General features: G+C 64.9%; 16 protein-coding genes. 7 read left to right on the top strand and 9 right to left on the bottom strand.

Features of this window, described 5'->3' with window-relative positions; all coding sequences use genetic code 11:
- Positions 1-109: 109 nt before the first annotated feature.
- The 6 genes from AC25ND_RS15250 to AC25ND_RS15225 form a co-directional block, all read right to left on the bottom strand.
- The gene (locus AC25ND_RS15250) at positions 110-937 is read right to left on the bottom strand and encodes an ABC transporter permease (RefSeq protein ID WP_028689019.1); all 828 of its coding nucleotides are present in this window, start codon (positions 935-937) and stop codon (positions 110-112) included.
- An 11-nt stretch (positions 938-948) separates the two neighbouring features.
- The gene (locus AC25ND_RS15245) at positions 949-2196 is read right to left on the bottom strand and encodes an ABC transporter permease (protein ID WP_182322223.1); all 1248 of its coding nucleotides are present in this window, start codon (positions 2194-2196) and stop codon (positions 949-951) included.
- A gap of 164 nt (positions 2197-2360) precedes the next feature.
- Positions 2361-3395, bottom strand: a complete 1035-nt coding sequence (locus AC25ND_RS15240) for an ABC transporter substrate-binding protein (RefSeq protein WP_028689021.1) — start codon at positions 3393-3395, stop codon at positions 2361-2363.
- 40 nt (positions 3396-3435) lie between these two features.
- Positions 3436-4548, bottom strand: a complete 1113-nt coding sequence (locus AC25ND_RS15235) for an ABC transporter ATP-binding protein (protein ID WP_028689022.1) — start codon at positions 4546-4548, stop codon at positions 3436-3438.
- A gap of 321 nt (positions 4549-4869) precedes the next feature.
- The gene (locus tag AC25ND_RS15230; RefSeq protein ID WP_175406173.1) at positions 4870-5502 is read right to left on the bottom strand and encodes a response regulator; all 633 of its coding nucleotides are present in this window, start codon (positions 5500-5502) and stop codon (positions 4870-4872) included.
- A gap of 9 nt (positions 5503-5511) precedes the next feature.
- Complete coding sequence (locus AC25ND_RS15225; protein ID WP_280092410.1) at positions 5512-7899, bottom strand: PAS domain-containing sensor histidine kinase; 2388 nt, start codon at positions 7897-7899, stop codon at positions 5512-5514.
- A 95-nt stretch (positions 7900-7994) separates the two neighbouring features.
- Here AC25ND_RS15225 and AC25ND_RS15220 point away from each other — a divergent pair, with 95 nt between their 5' ends.
- Positions 7995-8993 carry an alpha/beta hydrolase family protein gene (locus tag AC25ND_RS15220; protein ID WP_349738165.1) on the top strand — a complete coding sequence of 333 codons (999 nt, stop codon included), beginning with the start codon at positions 7995-7997 and terminating at the stop codon, positions 8991-8993.
- 63 nt (positions 8994-9056) lie between these two features.
- Here the strand turns inward: AC25ND_RS15220 and AC25ND_RS15215 are convergent, their stop codons facing one another.
- Genes AC25ND_RS15215 through AC25ND_RS15205 form a run of 3 tightly spaced genes read right to left on the bottom strand, consistent with a single transcriptional unit; the run spans position 9057 to position 11510 of the window.
- Entirely contained in the window at positions 9057-9821 is a 765-nt protein-coding gene (locus AC25ND_RS15215) for a TerB family tellurite resistance protein (protein WP_028689026.1), read from the bottom strand.
- A gap of 1 nt (position 9822) precedes the next feature.
- On the bottom strand, positions 9823-10494 hold the full coding sequence (murU, locus tag AC25ND_RS15210) for an N-acetylmuramate alpha-1-phosphate uridylyltransferase MurU (RefSeq protein WP_486976417.1): 672 nt from the start codon (positions 10492-10494) through the stop codon (positions 9823-9825).
- Positions 10491-11510 carry an aminoglycoside phosphotransferase family protein gene (locus tag AC25ND_RS15205; protein ID WP_062362974.1) on the bottom strand — a complete coding sequence of 340 codons (1020 nt, stop codon included), beginning with the start codon at positions 11508-11510 and terminating at the stop codon, positions 10491-10493. The genes murU and AC25ND_RS15205 overlap by 4 nt, the downstream gene beginning before the upstream one ends.
- Before the next feature lie 132 nt (positions 11511-11642).
- Here AC25ND_RS15205 and AC25ND_RS15200 point away from each other — a divergent pair, with 132 nt between their 5' ends.
- From AC25ND_RS15200 to AC25ND_RS15175, 6 genes are all read left to right on the top strand, one after another.
- Entirely contained in the window at positions 11643-14453 is a 2811-nt protein-coding gene (locus AC25ND_RS15200) for an LPS-assembly protein LptD (RefSeq protein ID WP_186594681.1), read from the top strand.
- Entirely contained in the window at positions 14434-15753 is a 1320-nt protein-coding gene (locus tag AC25ND_RS15195; RefSeq protein ID WP_028689030.1) for a peptidylprolyl isomerase, read from the top strand. The genes AC25ND_RS15200 and AC25ND_RS15195 overlap by 20 nt, the downstream gene beginning before the upstream one ends.
- Complete coding sequence (gene pdxA, locus AC25ND_RS15190; protein ID WP_486976416.1) at positions 15750-16739, top strand: 4-hydroxythreonine-4-phosphate dehydrogenase PdxA; 990 nt, start codon at positions 15750-15752, stop codon at positions 16737-16739. The genes AC25ND_RS15195 and pdxA overlap by 4 nt, the downstream gene beginning before the upstream one ends.
- A complete protein-coding gene (rsmA, locus tag AC25ND_RS15185) occupies positions 16736-17536 on the top strand; it encodes a 16S rRNA (adenine(1518)-N(6)/adenine(1519)-N(6))-dimethyltransferase RsmA (RefSeq protein ID WP_028689032.1) in 801 nt (266 codons plus the stop codon). The genes pdxA and rsmA overlap by 4 nt, the downstream gene beginning before the upstream one ends.
- 116 nt (positions 17537-17652) lie before the next feature.
- Complete coding sequence (gene apaG / locus AC25ND_RS15180) at positions 17653-18033, top strand: Co2+/Mg2+ efflux protein ApaG (RefSeq protein ID WP_028689033.1); 381 nt, start codon at positions 17653-17655, stop codon at positions 18031-18033.
- Positions 18033-18890, top strand: a complete 858-nt coding sequence (locus tag AC25ND_RS15175) for a symmetrical bis(5'-nucleosyl)-tetraphosphatase (protein WP_207852235.1) — start codon at positions 18033-18035, stop codon at positions 18888-18890. The genes apaG and AC25ND_RS15175 overlap by 1 nt, the downstream gene beginning before the upstream one ends.
- The last annotated feature ends 13 nt before the right edge of the window (positions 18891-18903 follow it).

Raw genomic sequence — 18903 nt, 5'->3', positions numbered from 1 at the left:
GTTGGGCAGAATCACGGTGGCGCGCATTGTAACTCAGGGAAGCCGATGAGGGCTGATCGGTATCAACAGGCGCCCGACAGGGGGCGCCAAGCGCCCCTTTTCGCGGCAGTCAGGCTGGCTGCTGGGTTCTGAGCTTCTCGCTGCGCCCGCGCAACCACTCCAGGGTCAGCAGCAGGATCACCGAGAAGGCGATCAGCAAGGTGGCCGCCGCCGCGATGGTCGGGCTCAGGTTCTCGCGTATGCCGCTGAACATCTGCCGTGGCAGGGTTGCCTGCTCGGGCCCTGCCAGGAACAGGGTCACAACCACCTCATCGAACGACGTGGCGAAGGCGAACAACGCCCCGGAGATCACCCCAGGGGCGATCAGCGGCAAGGTCACCCGACGGAAGGCCAGCAATGGCGAGGCCCCCAGGCTAGCTGCCGCGCGCACCAGGTTGTAGTTGAAACCCTGCAGCGTCGCCGACACGGTGATGATCACGAACGGCACGCCCAGCACCGCGTGCACCAGGATCAGTGAGGTGAAGCTGTTGCCCATGCCCAATGGGGCGAAGAACAGGTAGCTGGCCACGCCGATGATCACCACCGGTACCACCATCGGCGAGATCACCAGCGCCATCACCAGCGACTTGCCGGGGAAGTCGCCCCGAGTCAGGCCGATCGCCGCCAGGGTGCCGAACACCATGGCCAGCACCGTGGCCGCCGGAGCCACGATGATGCTGTTCTTCAGGGCGCGCATCCATTCGGCGGAGGCGAAGAAGTCCTGGTACCAGTGCAGCGAAAAACCTTGCAGTGGATACACCAGGAAGCTCCCGCTGTTGAACGACAGCGGGATGATCACCAGCACCGGCAGTACCAGGAACAACAGGATCAGACCGCACAGGATGCGCAGGCTGTAGAACCACACCCGTTCCACGGGCGACATGTAGGGGCTCAGCATGACAAGGCTCCTCAGCTAAGGCGCAGACGGCTGGCGCCGACCAGCCAGCTATAGATCAGGTACAGCAGCACGGTCGCCAGCAGCAACAGCCCGCCCAAGGCGGTGGCCATGCCCCAGTTGATGCTGGTGTTGGTGTAGAAGGCGACGAAGTAGCTGACCATCTGGTCGTTCGGGCTGCCCAGCAGCGCCGGGGTGATGTAGTAGCCGATGGCCAGGATGAACACCAGCAGGCAACCGGCACCGACACCGGCATAGGTCTGCGGGAAGTACACCCGCCAGAAACTGGCGAAGGGATGGCAACCCAGGGAAATCGCCGCCCGCATGTAGCTGGGCGAGATGCCCTTCATCACGCTGTACAACGGCAGGATCATGAACGGCAGCAGGATGTGCACCATCGAGATGTACACGCCGGTCCGGTTGAACACCAGTTCCAGCGGTTGGTCGATGATGCCGATGGCCATCAGCGCGCTGTTGATCAGCCCACCCGACTGCAGCAATACGATCCACGCTGCCACCCGCACCAGGATCGAGGTCCAGAACGGCAGCAACACCAGGATCATCAGCAGGTTGCTTTGCCGGGTCGGCAAGTTGGCCAGCAAGTACGCCAAGGGATAGGCCAGCACCAGGCAAATGGCGGTGATCACCACGCCCATCCACAGGGTGCGGGCAAAGATATCCAGGTAGATGGCCTGGTCAGGCGTGGCCTTGGCCAGTTCGCCAAGGTCGTCGATGCGATGATCGACCGAGGCCAGCAGGTAGAAGGAGGTGACCGTGCTGGTGTTGCGGCGGATCGCCTGCCAGTAGGCCGGGTCGCCCCAACGCTCGTCCAGCGCTTGCAGGGCATCTTTATAGGACGCGGGCTCGTCCTTGAACGGCAGCGCCCGCGCGGTCTTGGCCAGCAGGCTGCGGTAGCCGGCCAGCTCCATGTTCAGGCGCTTGGAGAGGTCACCCAAGGTCTGGTTCTTGCGCGACTCGGCCAGGTCCTGGCTCAGGGCCTTGTAGACCTCCTCGCCGGGCAGGCTCTTGCCGTCCCATTGCGCCACCGCCTCGACGGTGCGCGGCAGGCCGGCGACCACTTCGGGGTTGCCGACGCTCTTGTACAGCAGCGCCGCGATCGGCACCAGGAACACCAGCAGGAGGAACAGCGCCAGCGGCGCGATCAACGCCTGGGCCTTCCAGCGGTTGACCCGCTCGGCATGCTTGAGGCGCTGCTTGAGGCTTTTACCCGCGCCTTCGTTGAGGGGCACTGCAATGGCCATGGCGAACTCCGGGGGAAACAGGGGTGGGGACTGGGTTGGCGCGGACCCTGGAGGAGCGGCCTTGCGTCGCGATGGGCTGCGAAGCAGCCCCGGCGGGCATGCATGATGCCGAGATCCCGGGGCCGCTACGCGCCCCGTCGCGACACAAGGCCGCTCCTACAGGGTTACTTCTTCGCCGCCCAGGCGTTGAAGCGTTGCTCCAGCTGTTCACTGTTGTCGGCCCAGAAGGCCACGTCGATCTGCACCTGGTTGGCGATGTTCTCAGGCGTGGTCGGCATGTCCTTCTTCACCGCATCGGCCAGCAGCGGGACGGCCTTGGAATTGGCCGGGCCGTAGGCAATGTTCTCGGAGTAAGTCTTCTGCTGCTCGGGCTGGACGGTGTAGGCGATGAATTTTTTCGCCTCTTCCACATCCTTGGCGCCTTTCGGGATGGCCCAGGCGTCGAAGTCGTAGATGCCGCCGTTCCACACGACCTTGAGGTTGCTTTCTTTCTGCACCGCGGCAATACGACCGTTGTAGGCCGAGCTCATGACCACGTCACCCGAGGCCAGGTACTGCGGCGGCTGGGCGCCGGCTTCCCACCACTGGATGCTCGGCTTGAGTTCGTCGAGCTTCTTGAAGGCGCGGTCCTGGCCTTCCTTGGTGCCGAGCACCTTGTACACCTCTTTCGGCGCGACGCCGTCGGCCATCAGGGCGAACTCAAGGGTGTACTTGGCGCCCTTGCGCAGGCCGCGCTTGCCCGGGAATTTCTTCGTGTCCCAGAAGTCTGCCCAACTGGTGGGCGCGGTCTTGAGCTTGTCGGCGTTGTAGGCCAGGACCGTGGACCAAACGAAGAAGCCCACGCCGCACGGCTGGATGGCGCCTTTCACGTAATCGCTCTCCTTGCCGAAAAGGGCCGGATCGAGCTCCTCGAACATGCCCTCGTCGCAACCGCGCGCCAGCTCCGGCGACTCCACCTCCACCAGGTTCCACGACACGCTCTTGGTGTCGACCATGGCCTTCACCTTGGCCATCTCGCCGTTGTACTCCCCGGCGACGATCTTGCCCTTGCCAGCCTTCTCCCATGGCTCGTAGAACGCCTTGACCTGGGCCGCCTTGTTGGCGCCACCGAACGACACCACCGTCAGGTCCGCGGCCAGGGCCTGCCCGGCTGCGAACAGGCCAAGGGCCAGGGCGGTCAGTTTCAACTGCTTGCGCATTATTATTCTCTCCACAGTTCAGGGTTGGTGAAGCAAACCATCAATGGGCTTCGGCAATCGGGTCGAGCGCGCGGGCGTGCTCCACCGCCCAGCCCAGCGGTACCACATCGCCCACGGCCAGGGCCGGATCGAGCTCGGCGATCGGCTGCTTGACGAAGAAATCGGCCTTGCCGCAAACCTCCAGGCGCACCCGCACGTGGTCGCCCAGGTAGATGAACTCAGCCACCCGGCCGGAGAAGCGGTTCACGCAGCTTTCACTGTGGCCGTTCAGGCGCACGCGCTCCGGGCGGATCGACAAGGTCACCGGCTCGCCGGCCTGGCCGACGTTCACCGCCAGCGCCTCGACCCGCTCGCCCCGGGCCAACTGCACCTGGCAACGATTGCCGTCACTGGCCAGCAACGTGCCGCTGAGGCGGTTGTTCTCGCCGATGAAGTTGGCGACGAAGGTGTTGCGCGGTTCTTCGTAGAGAGTGCGCGGGTCGGCGATCTGCTGGATCTCGCCCTGGTGGAACACTGCCACCCGGTCGGACATGGTCAGCGCCTCGCCCTGGTCGTGGGTCACGTACACCACGGTCACACCCAGGCGCTGGTGGATATGCTTGATTTCCATCTGCATGTGTTCGCGCAGTTGCTTGTCCAGAGCGCCGAGCGGTTCGTCCATCAGCACCAGCTGCGGCTCGAACACCAGGGCGCGGGCCAGGGCCACGCGCTGCTGCTGGCCGCCGGAGAGCTGGCCCGGGTAGCGCTTGGCGAAGGCGTCGAGCTGGACCATGCCGAGCACGCGCTTGACCCGCTCGCTGATGTCGGTCTTGCTCAGGTTGCGCACGCTCAGCGGAAAGGCCAGGTTCTCGGCCACGGTCATGTGCGGGAACAGCGCGTAGTTCTGGAACACCATGCCGATGTCGCGCTTGTGCGGCGGCACGTTGTTGATCGAGCGCCCGGCCAGTTGGATCTCTCCGGCGGTGGGGGTCTCGAAGCCGGCCAGCATCATCAGGCTGGTGGTCTTGCCCGAGCCGGACGGGCCGAGCAGGGTCAGGAACTCGCCCTTGCGGATGTCCAGGTTGAGGTCCTTGACGATCAGCGATTCGCCGTCGTAGCTCTTCTGCACACCTCGGAAGCTGACCAGCGTCTCGTTCGAATTCGCCTCGCTCATGCCCTGCACCTTCTTGTTGGAATGACTGCGTGGGCACAGCGTAGAAGAGGCGCAAGCGCCCGCAAATCGGGGGGGCTGAGAGATTGCCATCATCCGGATGGAGGACTTGCTGTAGGGATTGCCCTACAAGGATGGCGCTTTCAGGACAGACACATTCCGTTGTAGCAGCGGCCTTGTGTCGCGATAGGCTGCAGAGCAGCCCCGGCAATATGTGCATAAAAGCTGAAGCCCGGGGGCTGCTTCGCAGCCCTTTCCGACCGGTCCGACGCCTCGGAAAGGCCGCTCCTACAAAGAACCGTGTCAGCCGGGTGCATGTCGCAATCAGACCAGCTTGTGCTCCATCGCATACTTCACCAACTCCGCCAGCGAGTTGACCTTGAGCTTCTGCATCAAACGCGCCTTGTGGGTGCTGATGGTCTTGTTCGACAGCGCCAGCTGCTGGGCGATGTCGTTGACATTGGCGCCCTGGGCCAGGCGCTCGAACACCGAGAACTCGCGCTCGGACAGCAGCGTGTGCAACGGCCGGGTTTCGGTCAGCCCCACCTCGAAGACCATGCGGTCGGCCAGGCTCGGGTCGATATAGCGCCCGCCCCCGGCAACCCGGCGAATCGCGGTGAGCAGCAGCGCCGGGTCGCTGTCCTTGGTGGCGTAGCCCGCCGCCCCGGCCTTCAGCGCGCGCGCGGCCATCTGCGCCTCGTCGTGCATCGACAGCATCAGGATCGCCGGCGGGTTGTTCAATGCCAGGATCCGCGGGATGGCCTCCAGGCCGTTCACCCCTGGCATGGAGATATCCAGCAGCACCACTTCGCAAGGGGTATGGCGCAAAGTCTCCAGCAACTGCTCGCCATTGCCCGCCTCGCCGGCGACCTGCATGTCCTTGGCCAGGCCAATCAACTGCTTGATGCCCTCACGGACGATGGTGTGGTCTTCCGCCACCAGCACTCGAATCACGATCGTTCTCTCCTACGCCAAAGGAATCGCCACGCTCAGGCTGGTGCCTTCGCCGGGCTCGCTTTCCAGGGTCATGTCGCCGCCCAGCATCAGCACGCGCTCACGCACCCCCACCAGGCCGAACGAAGTCGGTCGGGCCGCATCGACGGCGAACCCCACACCATCGTCGATGACCGTCATGCGCAACTGCCCACCCTCCTCGACCAGGGCGATCTGCACGGTGTGCGCCCGGGCATGGCGCATGACGTTGGTCAGCGCTTCCTGGAGGATGCGGAACAGGCCGATGGCCTTGGCATCGCTCAAGGGCGGCAGTTGCTCCGGGACCTCGACCAGGCAGGGGATCTGCGTGCGGGCCTCGAAACGCCGTGCCTGCCACTCGATGGCCGAGGCGATTCCGGCATCGAGAATCGGCGGGCGCAACGCAGTGGCGACGTCACGCACCACCTGGAACAGTTGGGCGATCAGACGCTTCATGCTAGCCAGGCGCTCATGCAGCCCGGCATCCAGCTCGGCGTAGGCCAGCTCGCACATCGACACCTCGAGCTTGAGCACCGTGAGCATCTGCCCGAGTTCGTCATGCACCTCACGGGCGATGCGGGCCTTTTCCTCCTCGCGCACGCTTTCCAGGTGCGCCGACAACTCACGCAGTTGCTCCTGGGAGGCGGCCAGGGCCAGCTCGGCCTGCTTGCCTTGGGTGATGTCCCAGACCACACCATCCCACACCATGCGCCCATCGGCCAGGCGCCGCGTGGTCGCCTTGATGTCGGCCCAGCGCTGCTCACCCTGGCGAGTGAGGATACGGCCCTGCCACGACCAATCCCGGTCGCTGGCCAGGGCCAGGTCCTGGACCCGGTGATAGTCGGCGCGGTCCTCGGGATGGACCAGGTTGCGCAGCCCCATCTGCGGGTGCTGGATCGCCGCTGGGGTATAACCGACCAACGCCTCGCTGCCTTCGCTGATGTAGGGGAACTCCGGGTCGCCCTCGGCCGGGTCACGCTCCAGGCGGAACACCAGCCCCGGCACATTGCCGGCAATACCCTTGAGCCTTGCCTCGCTTTCGCGCAACGCGGCCAGGTCGCGCCGGCGCTCAGTGACATCGGCGAGGAACACCACCAGGTACTCCGCATCGCGAAAACGCAGGAACGACAGCGACAACTCGACCGGAAACAGACTGCCATCGGCGCGCCGGCACTGGCTTTCGAACTGCTGCTCACTGTCGCCCCCGGTGCGGGCGCGCTTCCACAGCTCCAGCCAGCGATCCATCTTCAGATTCGGCTCGATATCGACCAGCGGCCGCTCCAGCAACGCCCCCTCGGCGAAGCCCAGCATACGCTCGGCGGCATGGTTGGCGTAGCGCACATGGCTGTCCCAGTTGACCCAGAGGATGCCCACCGTGCTCTGGTCGATGGAGAACTGGCTCAGGCGCAAGGCCTCCTCGCGCACCTGACGCTCCACCAGACTCTCCCGGGCCGCCAGCAAGCCCCGCTCCAGGCCGCGCTGCTGGCGACGCTGCCAGAACAGGGTGGCCAGGGCACACAGCAGCAGCAGGCCGAACAGCAGGGCTAGGTTCTGCCAGAAGCCGGCCGATTCGGAAAAACGCGGGTACTTGGGCTGCAGCCAGCGCTGGTGCATTTGCTCCAAGGTCTTGGCCGGCAGCGCCTGCAAGGCGCGTTCGAGGATATCGGCGAGCACGGGCCAGTCGCGTCGCGAGCCGACCCGCAGCAACTGCGGCAAGCCGATATCGCCCACCACTGCCAGGTCTGCAAACTCGCCTTCGCGGGAAAGCCGGCTCAGCTGCGCTTCATCCAGCACGGCGAAGCTGGCCTGCCCGCCCAGCACCAGCTGCAGCGCCTCCCGCTCATTGGGTACGCCCTGCAGGTTGAGATTGCCGTAATTGCTCCGCAGGTAGTCCGCAAGGGCTCCTGGCATGCGCACAGCCACCCGCTCGTTGGCGGTCAGCTTCTCCAGATCCACGGCCACCGCGCCACTGCGCATCCCGACCACCAGTTGCGGCACACGCATATAAGGGTCACTGAACAGCCACAGCCGCAGGCTGGCGGGGGTCTGGGTCAGGCCCGGGGCGAAATCGATCTCGCCCGCCTGCAACGCGTGCTCCAGCGCGGCCTGGTCCGGGAAGCCGCGCCAGGTCAGATCCAGCCGTAATGCCTGGGACAGGGCACCGACCAGTTCGACGTTGGCCCCGTAGAATTGCTGCAGACGGCGGTCGAACTGGGCATAGGGGGCCTGCAGCACCAGGCCGACGCGCAGGCCGCGGTGCTCATCCAGCCACTGCTGCTGGGCCGGCTCCAGCACCACAGGTGGCGGCGCCTGCGGCTTTGCCAGGGCGATCAAGGGTAGACACAACCAGCCGATAACCCACAGGCAACACACTCGCTTCATCTCTACGCTCGTCTTGGCAATGACGGCCGCCTGGCGTGGCCGTCGCGGGCAAATACCATTAGGCTGCCGGTATGATTCTGGCCTTGGATTGATCGATGTTCACACTTTATCGCACGACGCTGGCAATGTTCTGCCTGGCTTCGCTCCTGCCGCTCGGCGCTCAGGCCGCCGACGCCGAAGCACCGCAGGCCGCCACAGAGGCGGCCACCCCTGCTCCCCGTCCACCGCTGCTCGAACGTAGCCAGGACGATGCCCTGGCCCTGGAGCGCCAGGTGCCCAAGGCCGAGCAACAGACCTTGCAGGCCAATGGCGAGAACTTCTTGGCGCTGTGGAAGCCGGCCAACGACAGCGATCCGCAAGGCGCGCTGATCATTGTGCCCGGTGCCGGCGAAAGCGCCGACTGGCCAACCACCGTCGGCCCGCTGCGCCGTGGCTTCCCCGATGTCGGATGGAGCACCCTGAGCGTGAGCCTGCCCGACCTGCTGGCAGAACGCCCGCAGGCCCGTGTCGAAGCCAAGCCGGTGATCGAACCGAAAAAGGAAGAAGGCGAGTCGGCCCCGGCCAAGGACACGCCAGCCGATGCCAACGCCAATGTCGCCCAGGCCACTGCGCCCGAGGCGGACGCGGCCGACAGCACCGACGCGGTCGAGGCCGACGAGCACACCAGCGAGGAGGATGCCCAACGCATCTTCGCACGCCTCGACGCCGCCGTGGCCTATGCCCAGCAGCAGAAAGCGCGCAGCATCGTGCTGCTGGGCAACGGCAGTGGCGCGTACTGGGCCGCACGCTACCTCAGCGAGAAACAGCCGCCCCAGGTACAGAAGCTGGTGATGGTCGCCGCACAGACGCCGGCAAGGGTGGAGCACGACCTGCTGAGCGTGACGCCAACTTTGAAGGTGCCGACGGCGGATCTGTACTACACAACCCGAACCCAGGATCGCCTGGCCGCCCAACAGCGCCTGCAAGCCAGCAAGCGCGAGAAAAACAGCCAGTACCGGCAGCTGTCGCTGATGGTCGTTCCGGGCAACAAGGCCGCCGAGCAGGAGCAATTGTTGCGCCGGGTGCGCGGCTGGCTGAAGCCCAAGGAAGAGTGAGGCGTATCGAGGGACAAGCCAACTCCAACAATCTGGGAGCGGGCCTGCCCCACGATGGCAAACCTAAAGCCCGCGCCGCTTGCGAATCATGGCATAGGCCTGATGCAACTCGCGGGTATGCTCGGTCGCCTCGCGCACCTTGGCCTCACTGGCACCGCTGCCCACCAACTTGTCCGGGTGATGCCGGCTGAGCAAACGTCGATAGGCCTGCTTGACCTTGTCCGCCTCGGTGTCCGGCTCCACCCCCAGCAGCCTCAATGCCGCCGCATAGGTCATGGCACCGCCTTCGATCGCCGATTTGCGCGGTTCATATTCCAGCGACATGGCCTGCACCTGGTTGCGACTGAGGCCCAACTGCTGCCCCCAGCCCAGCAACAGGTCACGCTCCTGGCGACCTGCCTTGCCATCGGCCCAGACCATCCGCCAGCAGGCACGCAAGGTACCCTCGGGGCCATGAGGCTGCAGCTTGATCCGGCGCAGGTAGTGCCCCAGCCGCCCCTTGCCCGACTTGCCGCGGTTGAACGCGGCAATCGCCCGCATCCGCGCAGGCTCCGCCAGGTCCAGACGCGACATTTCCTGACGCGCCTGCTGGATATGCCCCTCGACCACCCGGCCATCGCTCTTGGCCAGGCGCCCGAGCAGGACGAACAGCAGCTCCTCGTCACGCAGCGCCGGGCGACCGCCCAGACGCTCGCGCACATCCTCCCAGCCCTGCAGTCGCAGACGCCGATCCATGGCCTGTCCCAGCAACGCCCCCAGCAACGCACCCGGAATGCTGGCCACGGCGAAACCGGCACCGGCACCAATCACTGTGCTCGGCCACCACATGTCAGGCACGCTCGCCGATCAGGCGCTCGACATCGGCCAGGCGCTCGAGGGTGCCGACATCGATCCAGTGGCCACGGTAGTGCTCACCACTCACTCGACCGTCGGCCATGGCCTTGCGCAGCAACGGGGCCAGCTTGAACGCGCCGGACTGGCAGCCTTCGAACAGCACCGGGTCCAGCACCGAGATACCGCTGAAGGTCAGCGTTCCCGGGGCGTCGTCACCATCGCTCACCTGGCCATCCGCCAGGCGGAAGTCGCCACGTCCGTGATGACCGGGATTGTCCACCAGTACCAGGTGTGCCAGCCCTTGCAGGGGAGCATTCAGGCCAGTGAAGTCGTAGTCGGTCCAGACATCACCGTTGACCAACAGGAACGGCGCATCCCCCAGCAGGGGCAACGCCTTGAAGATCCCGCCACCGGTTTCCAGTGGCTCGCCCTCCGCCGAGTAGCGAATGCGCAGGCCGAAGCGGCTGCCATCGCCCAGATGGTCCTCGATCTGCTGGCCGAGCCAGGCATGGTTGATGACCACTTCACGAATACCGGCGCGGGCCAGCGCCTCGAGGTGATACTCGATCAGCGGCTTGCCGGCGGCGGGCACCAGCGGCTTGGGCGTATGCAGGGTCAGCGGGCGCATGCGCTCGCCCTTGCCTGCCGCCAGGATCATTGCCTTCATGAACGCGCCTCGCCCTTGAGCTCGGCAATCAGTTGCCCCAGCTCGGCCAGTTCGGGACGGCGAGCGATCACTTCATCTATGTAGGCGAAGAAGCGTGGCACGTCGGTGAGATAGCGCGGCTTGCCGTCACGGTGGCAGATACGGGCAAAGATACCGATGACCTTGAGGTGGCGCTGCACGCCCATCAGGTCGCTGGCGCGGTGGAATGCTTCAAACTCGGACTGCACCGGGATACCGGCGGCGCGGGCCTTTTCCCAATAGCCACGCAGCCAGCCCTCCACGCGCGGCTGCGGCCAGCTGAGGAAGGCATCCTTGAACAGGCAGGTGATGTCGTAGGTCACCGGGCCGTAGACGGCATCCTGGAAATCCAGCACGCCCGGGTTGGGGGCGCTGTGCATCAGGTTGCGCGGCATGTAGTCGCGGTGCACCAGCACCTTGGGCTGGGCCAGGGCGCTGTCGATCAGCACCTGGCTGACCCGTTGCCAGGTGGCCTGCTGCGCTTCGCTGAAGGTCAGGCCGAGCTCACGGCCCACGTACCACTCGGGGAACAGCTCCACCTCGCGGCGCAGCAGGGCATCATCGTAGCTGGGCAGTGGCGCGTCCATCGGCAGACGCTGGAACGCCAGCAGCGCATCGATGGCATCGGCGAACAGTGCGTCGGCGTTGTCCGAATCAATGATGTCCAGGTATGTCTGGCGGCCCAGATCGCCCAGCAGCAGGAAGCCACGTTCCAGGTCCTGGGCATGAATGACCGGCACGTTCACGCCCGCCGTGGCCAGCAGGTGGTCGATATCGACGAACGGGCGGCAATTTTCCTGCGGCGGCGGCGCATCCATGATCACGAAGCTGTGGCCGGCGCCCTCCCAGCGGAAGTAACGGCGGAAACTCGCATCGCTGCTGGCGGCGGTCAGGCTGCCGGTGGGCACTTCGCCCCAGGCGTTGCTACGGAACAGGCTCTCCAGTTGCCCGGTGAGCCAGGCGGTCAGTTGTTGCAGGCGTACATCGTGATCGGGCATTACGAGGGTTCTCCGACGGCCCTAGCCGTCAAGCGGGTCATGCTTTATTATCCAGCATCTTTTTCAGACCATCGAGAGGCGTGCGGCCCCCACACGCGGGCAGATGGCACGCAGGAAGCCCGGACTAATAAGATGGCATTGAAATCCCCCGCGTTTCGTAGGAAGTTTCCGTTGTTGGTGACTGGCGGTCTGCTGGCCCTGCAACCCCTGGCCACGTCGTACGTGGTGGCGGCCGAGCAGTTCGACTGCCAAGTGTCCGCCGCCGGTGGCTGGGACTGCAAGCCCAAGACCGCCGCCAACCTGCCTCCGCGCCCGGTTCATCCGGGCGCAGCCGCTGCCAGCTCGGGCGCCGAAGCGCCTGGCGAAGTCGCCGCGACCGAGGCCGAGAAGCCGATGCTGGTCACCGAGGCCAAGGGCCGCGGCCTGAAGTCGCGTAGCGAAGACTATAGCCACCTGGACTGGGTCCCGCGCGAGAAGCTCACCGCTGCGCAGCTGGCCGAGACCGGCCCGTACTGCGGCGGCGCCTACATCGAGCCGACCCGCCCGGGCATGAACGACTCCACGCCCAAGGACGAGTCGCCCACCTACATCAACGCCAAGGTCTCCAAGTACCAGCAGGAGCAGCAGATCGCCACCCTCGCCGGTGACGTGGTCATGCGCCAGGGCAGCATGCAGGCCGAGGCCGATGAGGCCAACCTGTATCAGGCCGAGAACCGGGGCGAGCTCAAGGGCAACGTCAAGATCCGCGACAACGGCTCGCTGGTGGTCGGTGACGAGGCGCAGATCCAGCTCGATACCGGCGAAGCCCGGGTCGACAACGCCGAATACGTGATGCACAAGTCGCACATCCGCGGCAACGCGCTGTACGCCAAGCGCGCCGAGAACGCCATCATCCGCCTCAAGGACGGTACCTATACCACCTGTGAGCCGGGCAGCAACGCGTGGCAGCTCAAGGGCAACAACATCACCCTGAACCCGGCCACCGGCTTCGGCACCGCGACCAACGTGACGCTGCGGGTCAAGGATTTCCCGGTGTTCTACACACCGTACATCTACTTCCCGATCGACGACCGTCGCCAGTCCGGCTTCCTGCCGCCATCGTTCAGCTCCAGCAGCGACACCGGCTTCATGCTGGTCACCCCGTACTACTTCAACTTGGCGCCTAACTACGACGCCACGTTGTACCCGCGCTACATGGCCAAGCGCGGCATGCTGATGGAAGGTGAGTTCCGCTACCTGACCAAGTCCAGCGAAGGCCAGTTCGGCGGTGGTTTCCTGAGCGATCAGGACGACGACCGCGAGAAGCAGACCGATTACAAGAAAGATCGCTGGATGGTCAACTGGCAGCACAAGGGCGGCCTGGACGAGCGCCTGATGACCGAGGTGGATTACACCGACATCAGCGATCCGTTCTACTTCCAGGACCTGGAAACCGACCAGATCGGCGTACAGAGCCGGGACATCCTGAACCAACGCGGCACACTGACCTACCGGGGCGACAGCTATACCGCAGGCCTGAATGTGCATGCCTACGAGATGGCGACCATCTCGCAGATCACCCCGTACGACAAGCTTCCGCAGGTCACCTTCAATGGCATGCTGCCGTTCCATCCGGGCGGCTTCGATCTGAGCTACGAGACCGAGGCCGTGCGCTTCGACCGTGACCTGAAGAACGATTTCGTAAGGGACAAGGACGGCAATCCGGACACTTCCGCAGGTGGTATTCCTGGCCGTCGCCTGGACGACAACGTTTCCGGTATCGCTCGCGCCAACGGCACCCGCCTCAACTTCGCCCCGGCGATCAGCCTGCCGATGCAAGCCAGCTATGGCTTCGTCACGCCGAAGTTGAAGTACGTCTACACCAACTACGACCTGGACCTGGATAGCCAAGGCAAGGCTCAGGCTATCGCGCAGTCAGCGAACCCCGCCTACGGCAGCTACAGCAGCTCGTTGAACCGCGACATTCCGATCTTCAGTGTCGACAGTGGCCTCTACTTCGACCGCAATACCCAGCTGTTCGGTACGAACTACCGCCAGACCCTCGAACCGCGGCTGTTCTACCTCTATGTTCCGTACAAGGACCAGAAAGACATTCCACTGTTCGACACGGGCGAGAACACGTTCAACTATTCCTCGCTGTTCCGCGACAACCGCTTCAGTGGCACCGACCGCATCGGCGACGAGAACAAGCTGTCGCTGGGCGTGACCAACCGCTGGATCGAGGACAATGGCTTCCAGCGCCAGCGTTTCAGCATCGGCCAGGCGTTCTACTTCAAGGATCGCAAGGTCCAACTTCCTGGCATCGACTATCGCACCCGCGCGGACAGCAAATCAGATGTCTCGCCGTACGCACTGGAATACGAGTACGCCTTCAACCGCGACTGGCGTTTCAACTCGGACTTCAACTGGGATCCGGACAGCCACAGCACCCGCTCGGGCAGCGCTATGTTCCACTACCAGCCTGAAGACAATCCGAACAAGGTCGTCAACCTTGGCTATCGCTATCGCAACGACCTGATCACCTACGATTCGGCGACTGGCCTCTGGAAAGTCGGCGGTGGTGACTATGGCACCCCTGGCGATCCGAACTACATCAAGGATTACTACAAGATCCAGCAGCACGATTTCTCGGTCATCTGGCCGATCGTGCCACAGTGGAGCGTGATCGGTCGCTGGCAGCATGACTACAACCGCAACCGCACCCTTGAAGCGATGGGTGGTTTCGAATATGACAACTGCTGCTGGAAACTGCGTCTGATCAACCGCTACTGGATCGACTACGACGACTTCAGCCAAGCCGTCCCGAACAACGAGAAGGGCGACCACGGCATCTTCCTGCAGATCGTGCTCAAAGGGCTCGGTGGTGTAGTCGGCAACAAGGTCGAATCGTTCCTGGACCAAGGCATTCAAGGTTACCGTACACGTGAAGAGCAAGCTTATTGATCGTCTGCGCCCGCTGATGCTGGGCGCCGCAATGCTGAGTGGCGCGGTGCATGCCGCGGTACAGCCCATCGACCGCATCGTGGCCACCGTCGACAACGACGTGGTCATGCAGAGCCAGCTGGACCAGCGCGTGCGCGAAGTGCAGCAGACCATCGCCAAGCGTGGCGGCGGTGTGCCACCTGCCGCCGCCCTGCAACAGCAGGTGCTGGAGCGCCTGATCGTCGAAAACCTGCAACTGCAGATCGGCGAGCGCTCGGGCATCCGCATCACCGACGAAGAGCTGAACCAGGCCGTCGCCACCATTGCCCAGCGCAATGGCATGTCGCTGGAGCAGTTCCGCGCCGCCCTGGCCCACGATGGCCTGTCGTACGACGATGCCCGCGAGCAGATCAAGCGCGAGATGGTCATCAGCCGCGTACGTCAACGTCGCGTGGCCGAGCGTATCCAGGTGTCCGAGCAGGAAGTGAAGAACTTCCTCAACTCGGACCTGGGCAAGATGCAGATGTCGGAAGAGTACCGCCTGGCCAACATCCTTATCCCGACCCCGGAAGGCGCCAACTCGGAAGCCATCCAGGCCGCCGCCCGCCAGGTCGGCGATGTCTACCAGCAACTCCGGCAGGGCAAGGACTTCGGTCAGATGGCCATTGAGCGCTCCGCCAGCGAGAACGCCCTGGAAGGCGGCGAGATGGGCTGGCGCAAGGCCGGCCAGCTGCCACCTGACTTTGCCAAGATGCTCAGCAGCATGGCCATTGGTGACATTACCCAGCCGATCCGCATCCCCAACGGCTTCATCATCCTCAAACTCGAGGAGAAGCGTGGCGGCAGCGAGAGCATCCTGCGCGACGAAGTGCATGTGCGCCACATCCTGATCAAGCCTAGCGAGATCCGCAGCGAAGCCGCCACCGAGCAATTGGCCGAGCGTCTGTACGACCGGATCCAAAACGGTGAAGACTTCGCCGAACTGGCGAAGAGCTTCTCGGAAGACCCGGGCTCCGCGCTCAACGGCGGCGACCTCAACTGGGTCGACCCGAACAGCCTGGTGCCGGAGTTCCGCGAGCAGATGGCCAACGCCCAGCAAGGCGTGGTGACCAAGCCGTTCAAGACCCAATACGGCTGGCATGTGCTGGAAGTGCTGGGCCGCCGCGCCACCGACAGCACCGAGCAGGCGCGCGAGCAGCAGGCCATGAACGTCCTGCGCAACCGCAAGTACGACGAAGAGCTGCAGAACTGGCTGCGCCAGATCCGCGACGAAGCCTACGTTGAAATCAAGCTGCCTGGCGCTGACCAGGCCGCCCAGTGAAGCCCCAGCGCTTCGCCGTCACGCCCGGCGAGCCGGCCGGCATAGGTCCCGACCTGTGCCTGCTGCTCGCCGCCGAGGCCCAGCCCCACCCCCTGATCGCCATCACCAGCCGTGACCTGCTCGCCGAGCGGGCCGCGCAGCTGGGGCTGGCCGTCAGCCTGCTACCCGTCACCCCCGACAGTTTCCCCAGCCTGCCAGCCCCCACCGGCAGCCTGTACGTCTGGGACACGCCACTGGCCAACCCGGTGCTGGCCGGGCAGCTGGACAAGGCCAACGCCGCTTTCGTCCTGGAGACACTGACCCGGGCCGGCCAGGGCTGCCTCGACGGGCAGTTCGCCGGGATGATCACCGCCCCCGTGCACAAGGGTGTGATCAACGAGAGCGGGATCGCCTTCTCCGGGCACACCGAATTCCTCGCCGACCTCACCCACACCGCGCAAGTGGTGATGATGCTGGCCACCCGAGGATTGCGCGTGGCCCTGGTGACCACCCACCTGCCCCTGCGCGATATCGCCGACGCCATCACTGGCGAACGCCTGGAGCGCGTCACCCGCATCCTGCATGCGGACATGCGCGACAAGTTCGGCATCGCCAACCCACGCATCCTGGTCTGCGGGCTCAATCCGCATGCCGGAGAAGGCGGCCACCTGGGCCGCGAAGAAATCGACATCATCGAGCCGGTGCTGCAGCGCCTGCGCGCCGAAGGCATGGACCTGCACGGTCCGCTGCCGGCCGATACCCTGTTTACCCCCAAATATCTGGAGCACTGCGACGCGGTGCTGGCGATGTACCACGACCAAGGCCTGCCCGTACTCAAGTACAAGGGCTTTGGCGCCGCGGTCAACGTGACGCTGGGCCTGCCGATCATCCGTACCTCGGTCGACCACGGCACCGCCCTGGACCTGGCCGGCACCGGCCGGATCGACACCGGCAGCCTGCGCGTCGCATTGGAAACCGCCTACCAGATGGCCGAGAACCGACCATGACCGAGCACTATCAACACCGGGCGCGCAAGCGCTTCGGCCAGAACTTCCTGCACGACGCCGGAATCATCGATCGCATCCTGCGGGCGATCAACGCCAAGGCCGGCGAACACCTGCTGGAGATCGGCCCCGGCCAGGGCGCCCTGACCGAGGGCCTGCTGGGTAGCGGCGCACAGCTGGACGTGGTGGAGCTGGACAAAGACCTGGTGCCGATCCTGCAACACAAGTTCGCCGGGCGCGACAACTTCCGCCTGCACCAGGGCGATGCCCTGAAGTTCGACTTCAACCAGCTGGGCGTGCCTGAGCGCAGCCTCAAGGTGGTCGGCAACCTGCCCTACAACATCTCCACCCCGCTGATCTTCCACCTGCTCAGCCATGCCGGGCTGATCCGCGACATGCACTTCATGCTGCAAAAGGAAGTGGTCGAGCGCATGGCTGCAGGCCCGGGTGGCGGTGACTGGGGCCGTTTGTCGATCATGGTGCAGTACCACTGCCGGGTCGAGCACCTGTTCAACGTTGGCCCTGGCGCCTTCAACCCGCCGCCGAAAGTGGACTCGGCCATCGTCCGCCTGGTGCCGCACGCAGTGCTGCCACACCCGGCCAAGGATGCACGGCTGCTGGAACAGGTAGTACGCGAGGCGTTCAACCAGCGCCGCAAGACCCTGCGCAACACCCTGAAAGGCCTGCTCGACAGCGCGGCCATCGAAGCCGCCGGCGTCGACGGCAGCCTGCGCCCCGAACAGCTGGACCTGGCCGCCTTCGTGCGTCTGGCCGACAAGCTGGCCGAACAGCAGGGCTGACCACGCGCCCGCTCTCTGCGTGGGAGCGGGCTTGCCCTGCGGTCAGTGATAACTGGCCTCCACCCCCGCCAATGGCCTAGACTGCGTTATTGCGTCAGTTCGCCCAAGGCCCTTGCATGTCCGACCCCCGCTATCAGATCGACGTCAGCGTCGTGACCCGCTACCTCAAAGAACAATCCGACCCCGAAAGCAGCCGTTTCGCCTTCGCCTACACCATCACCGTACAGAACAACGGCACGGTCACCGCCAAGCTGATGTCCCGCCACTGGCTGATCACCAACGGTGACGGCGAAGTCGAGGAAGTGCGTGGCGCCGGCGTGATTGGCCAGCAGCCGCTGATCGAGCCCGGCCAAAGCCACACCTACAGCAGCGGCGCGGTCATCAGCACCCGCGTCGGCACCATGCAGGGCAGCTACCAGATGTTCGCCGAAGACGGCAAGCGCTTCGACGCCACAATTGCCCCATTCCGCCTTGCCGTGCCTGGGGCCCTGCACTGATGGCCACCTATGCAGTCGGCGACCTGCAAGGCTGCCTACAACCGCTCAAGTGCCTGCTCGAACGCGTGCGCTTCAACCCGGCGGTCGACCGTCTTTGGCTGGTGGGCGACCTGGTCAACCGCGGCCCCGAGTCCCTCGAGACCCTGCGCTACCTCTATTCGATCCGCCAGGCGCTGGTCTGCGTGCTGGGCAATCACGACCTGCACCTGCTGGCGGCCGGGCACAACGTCGAGCGGCTGAAGAAAAGCGACACCCTGCGCGAGATCATCGAAGCCCCGGACGCCGACCAGCTCTTGGACTGGCTGCGCCAACAGAAGCTGCTGCACTACGACGAAGTCCGTGGCATCGCCATGGTCCATGCTGGCATCCCGCCGCAATGGACCCTGGGCAAAGCGCTGGAGCTGGCTGCCGAGGTCGAGGAAGTGCTGCGCGACGACAGCCGCCTGAAGCTGTACCTGGACGGCATGTACGGCAACGAGCCGAACAAGTGGAGCAAGGACCTGGCCGGCGTCGAACGCCTGCGGGTGATCACCAACTACTTCACCCGCATGCGCTTCTGCACCGCCGCCGGCAAGCTCGACCTCAAGACCAAGGAGGGCGCCGACAGCGCCCCCAAGGGCTACAAGCCGTGGTTTGCCCACCCGGACCGTCGCTCGCGCCATGTGAAGATCCTCTTCGGCCACTGGGCCGCCCTCGAAGGCCGTGTCGACGTGCCCGGCGTGATCGCCCTGGACACCGGCTGCGTCTGGGGCGGCGCGATGACCCTGTACAATGTCGACAGTGGTGAACTCCACCGCTGCGACTGCACCCGCGAGGGCACCCCACGCCCGCCGGCGCCACTCAATGAACATCCCTGAAGGAACCGCACCC

This window comes from Pseudomonas sp. P110(2024) (assembly GCF_057480795.1).
This window is presented reverse-complemented; position numbering and strand designations above follow the sequence as displayed.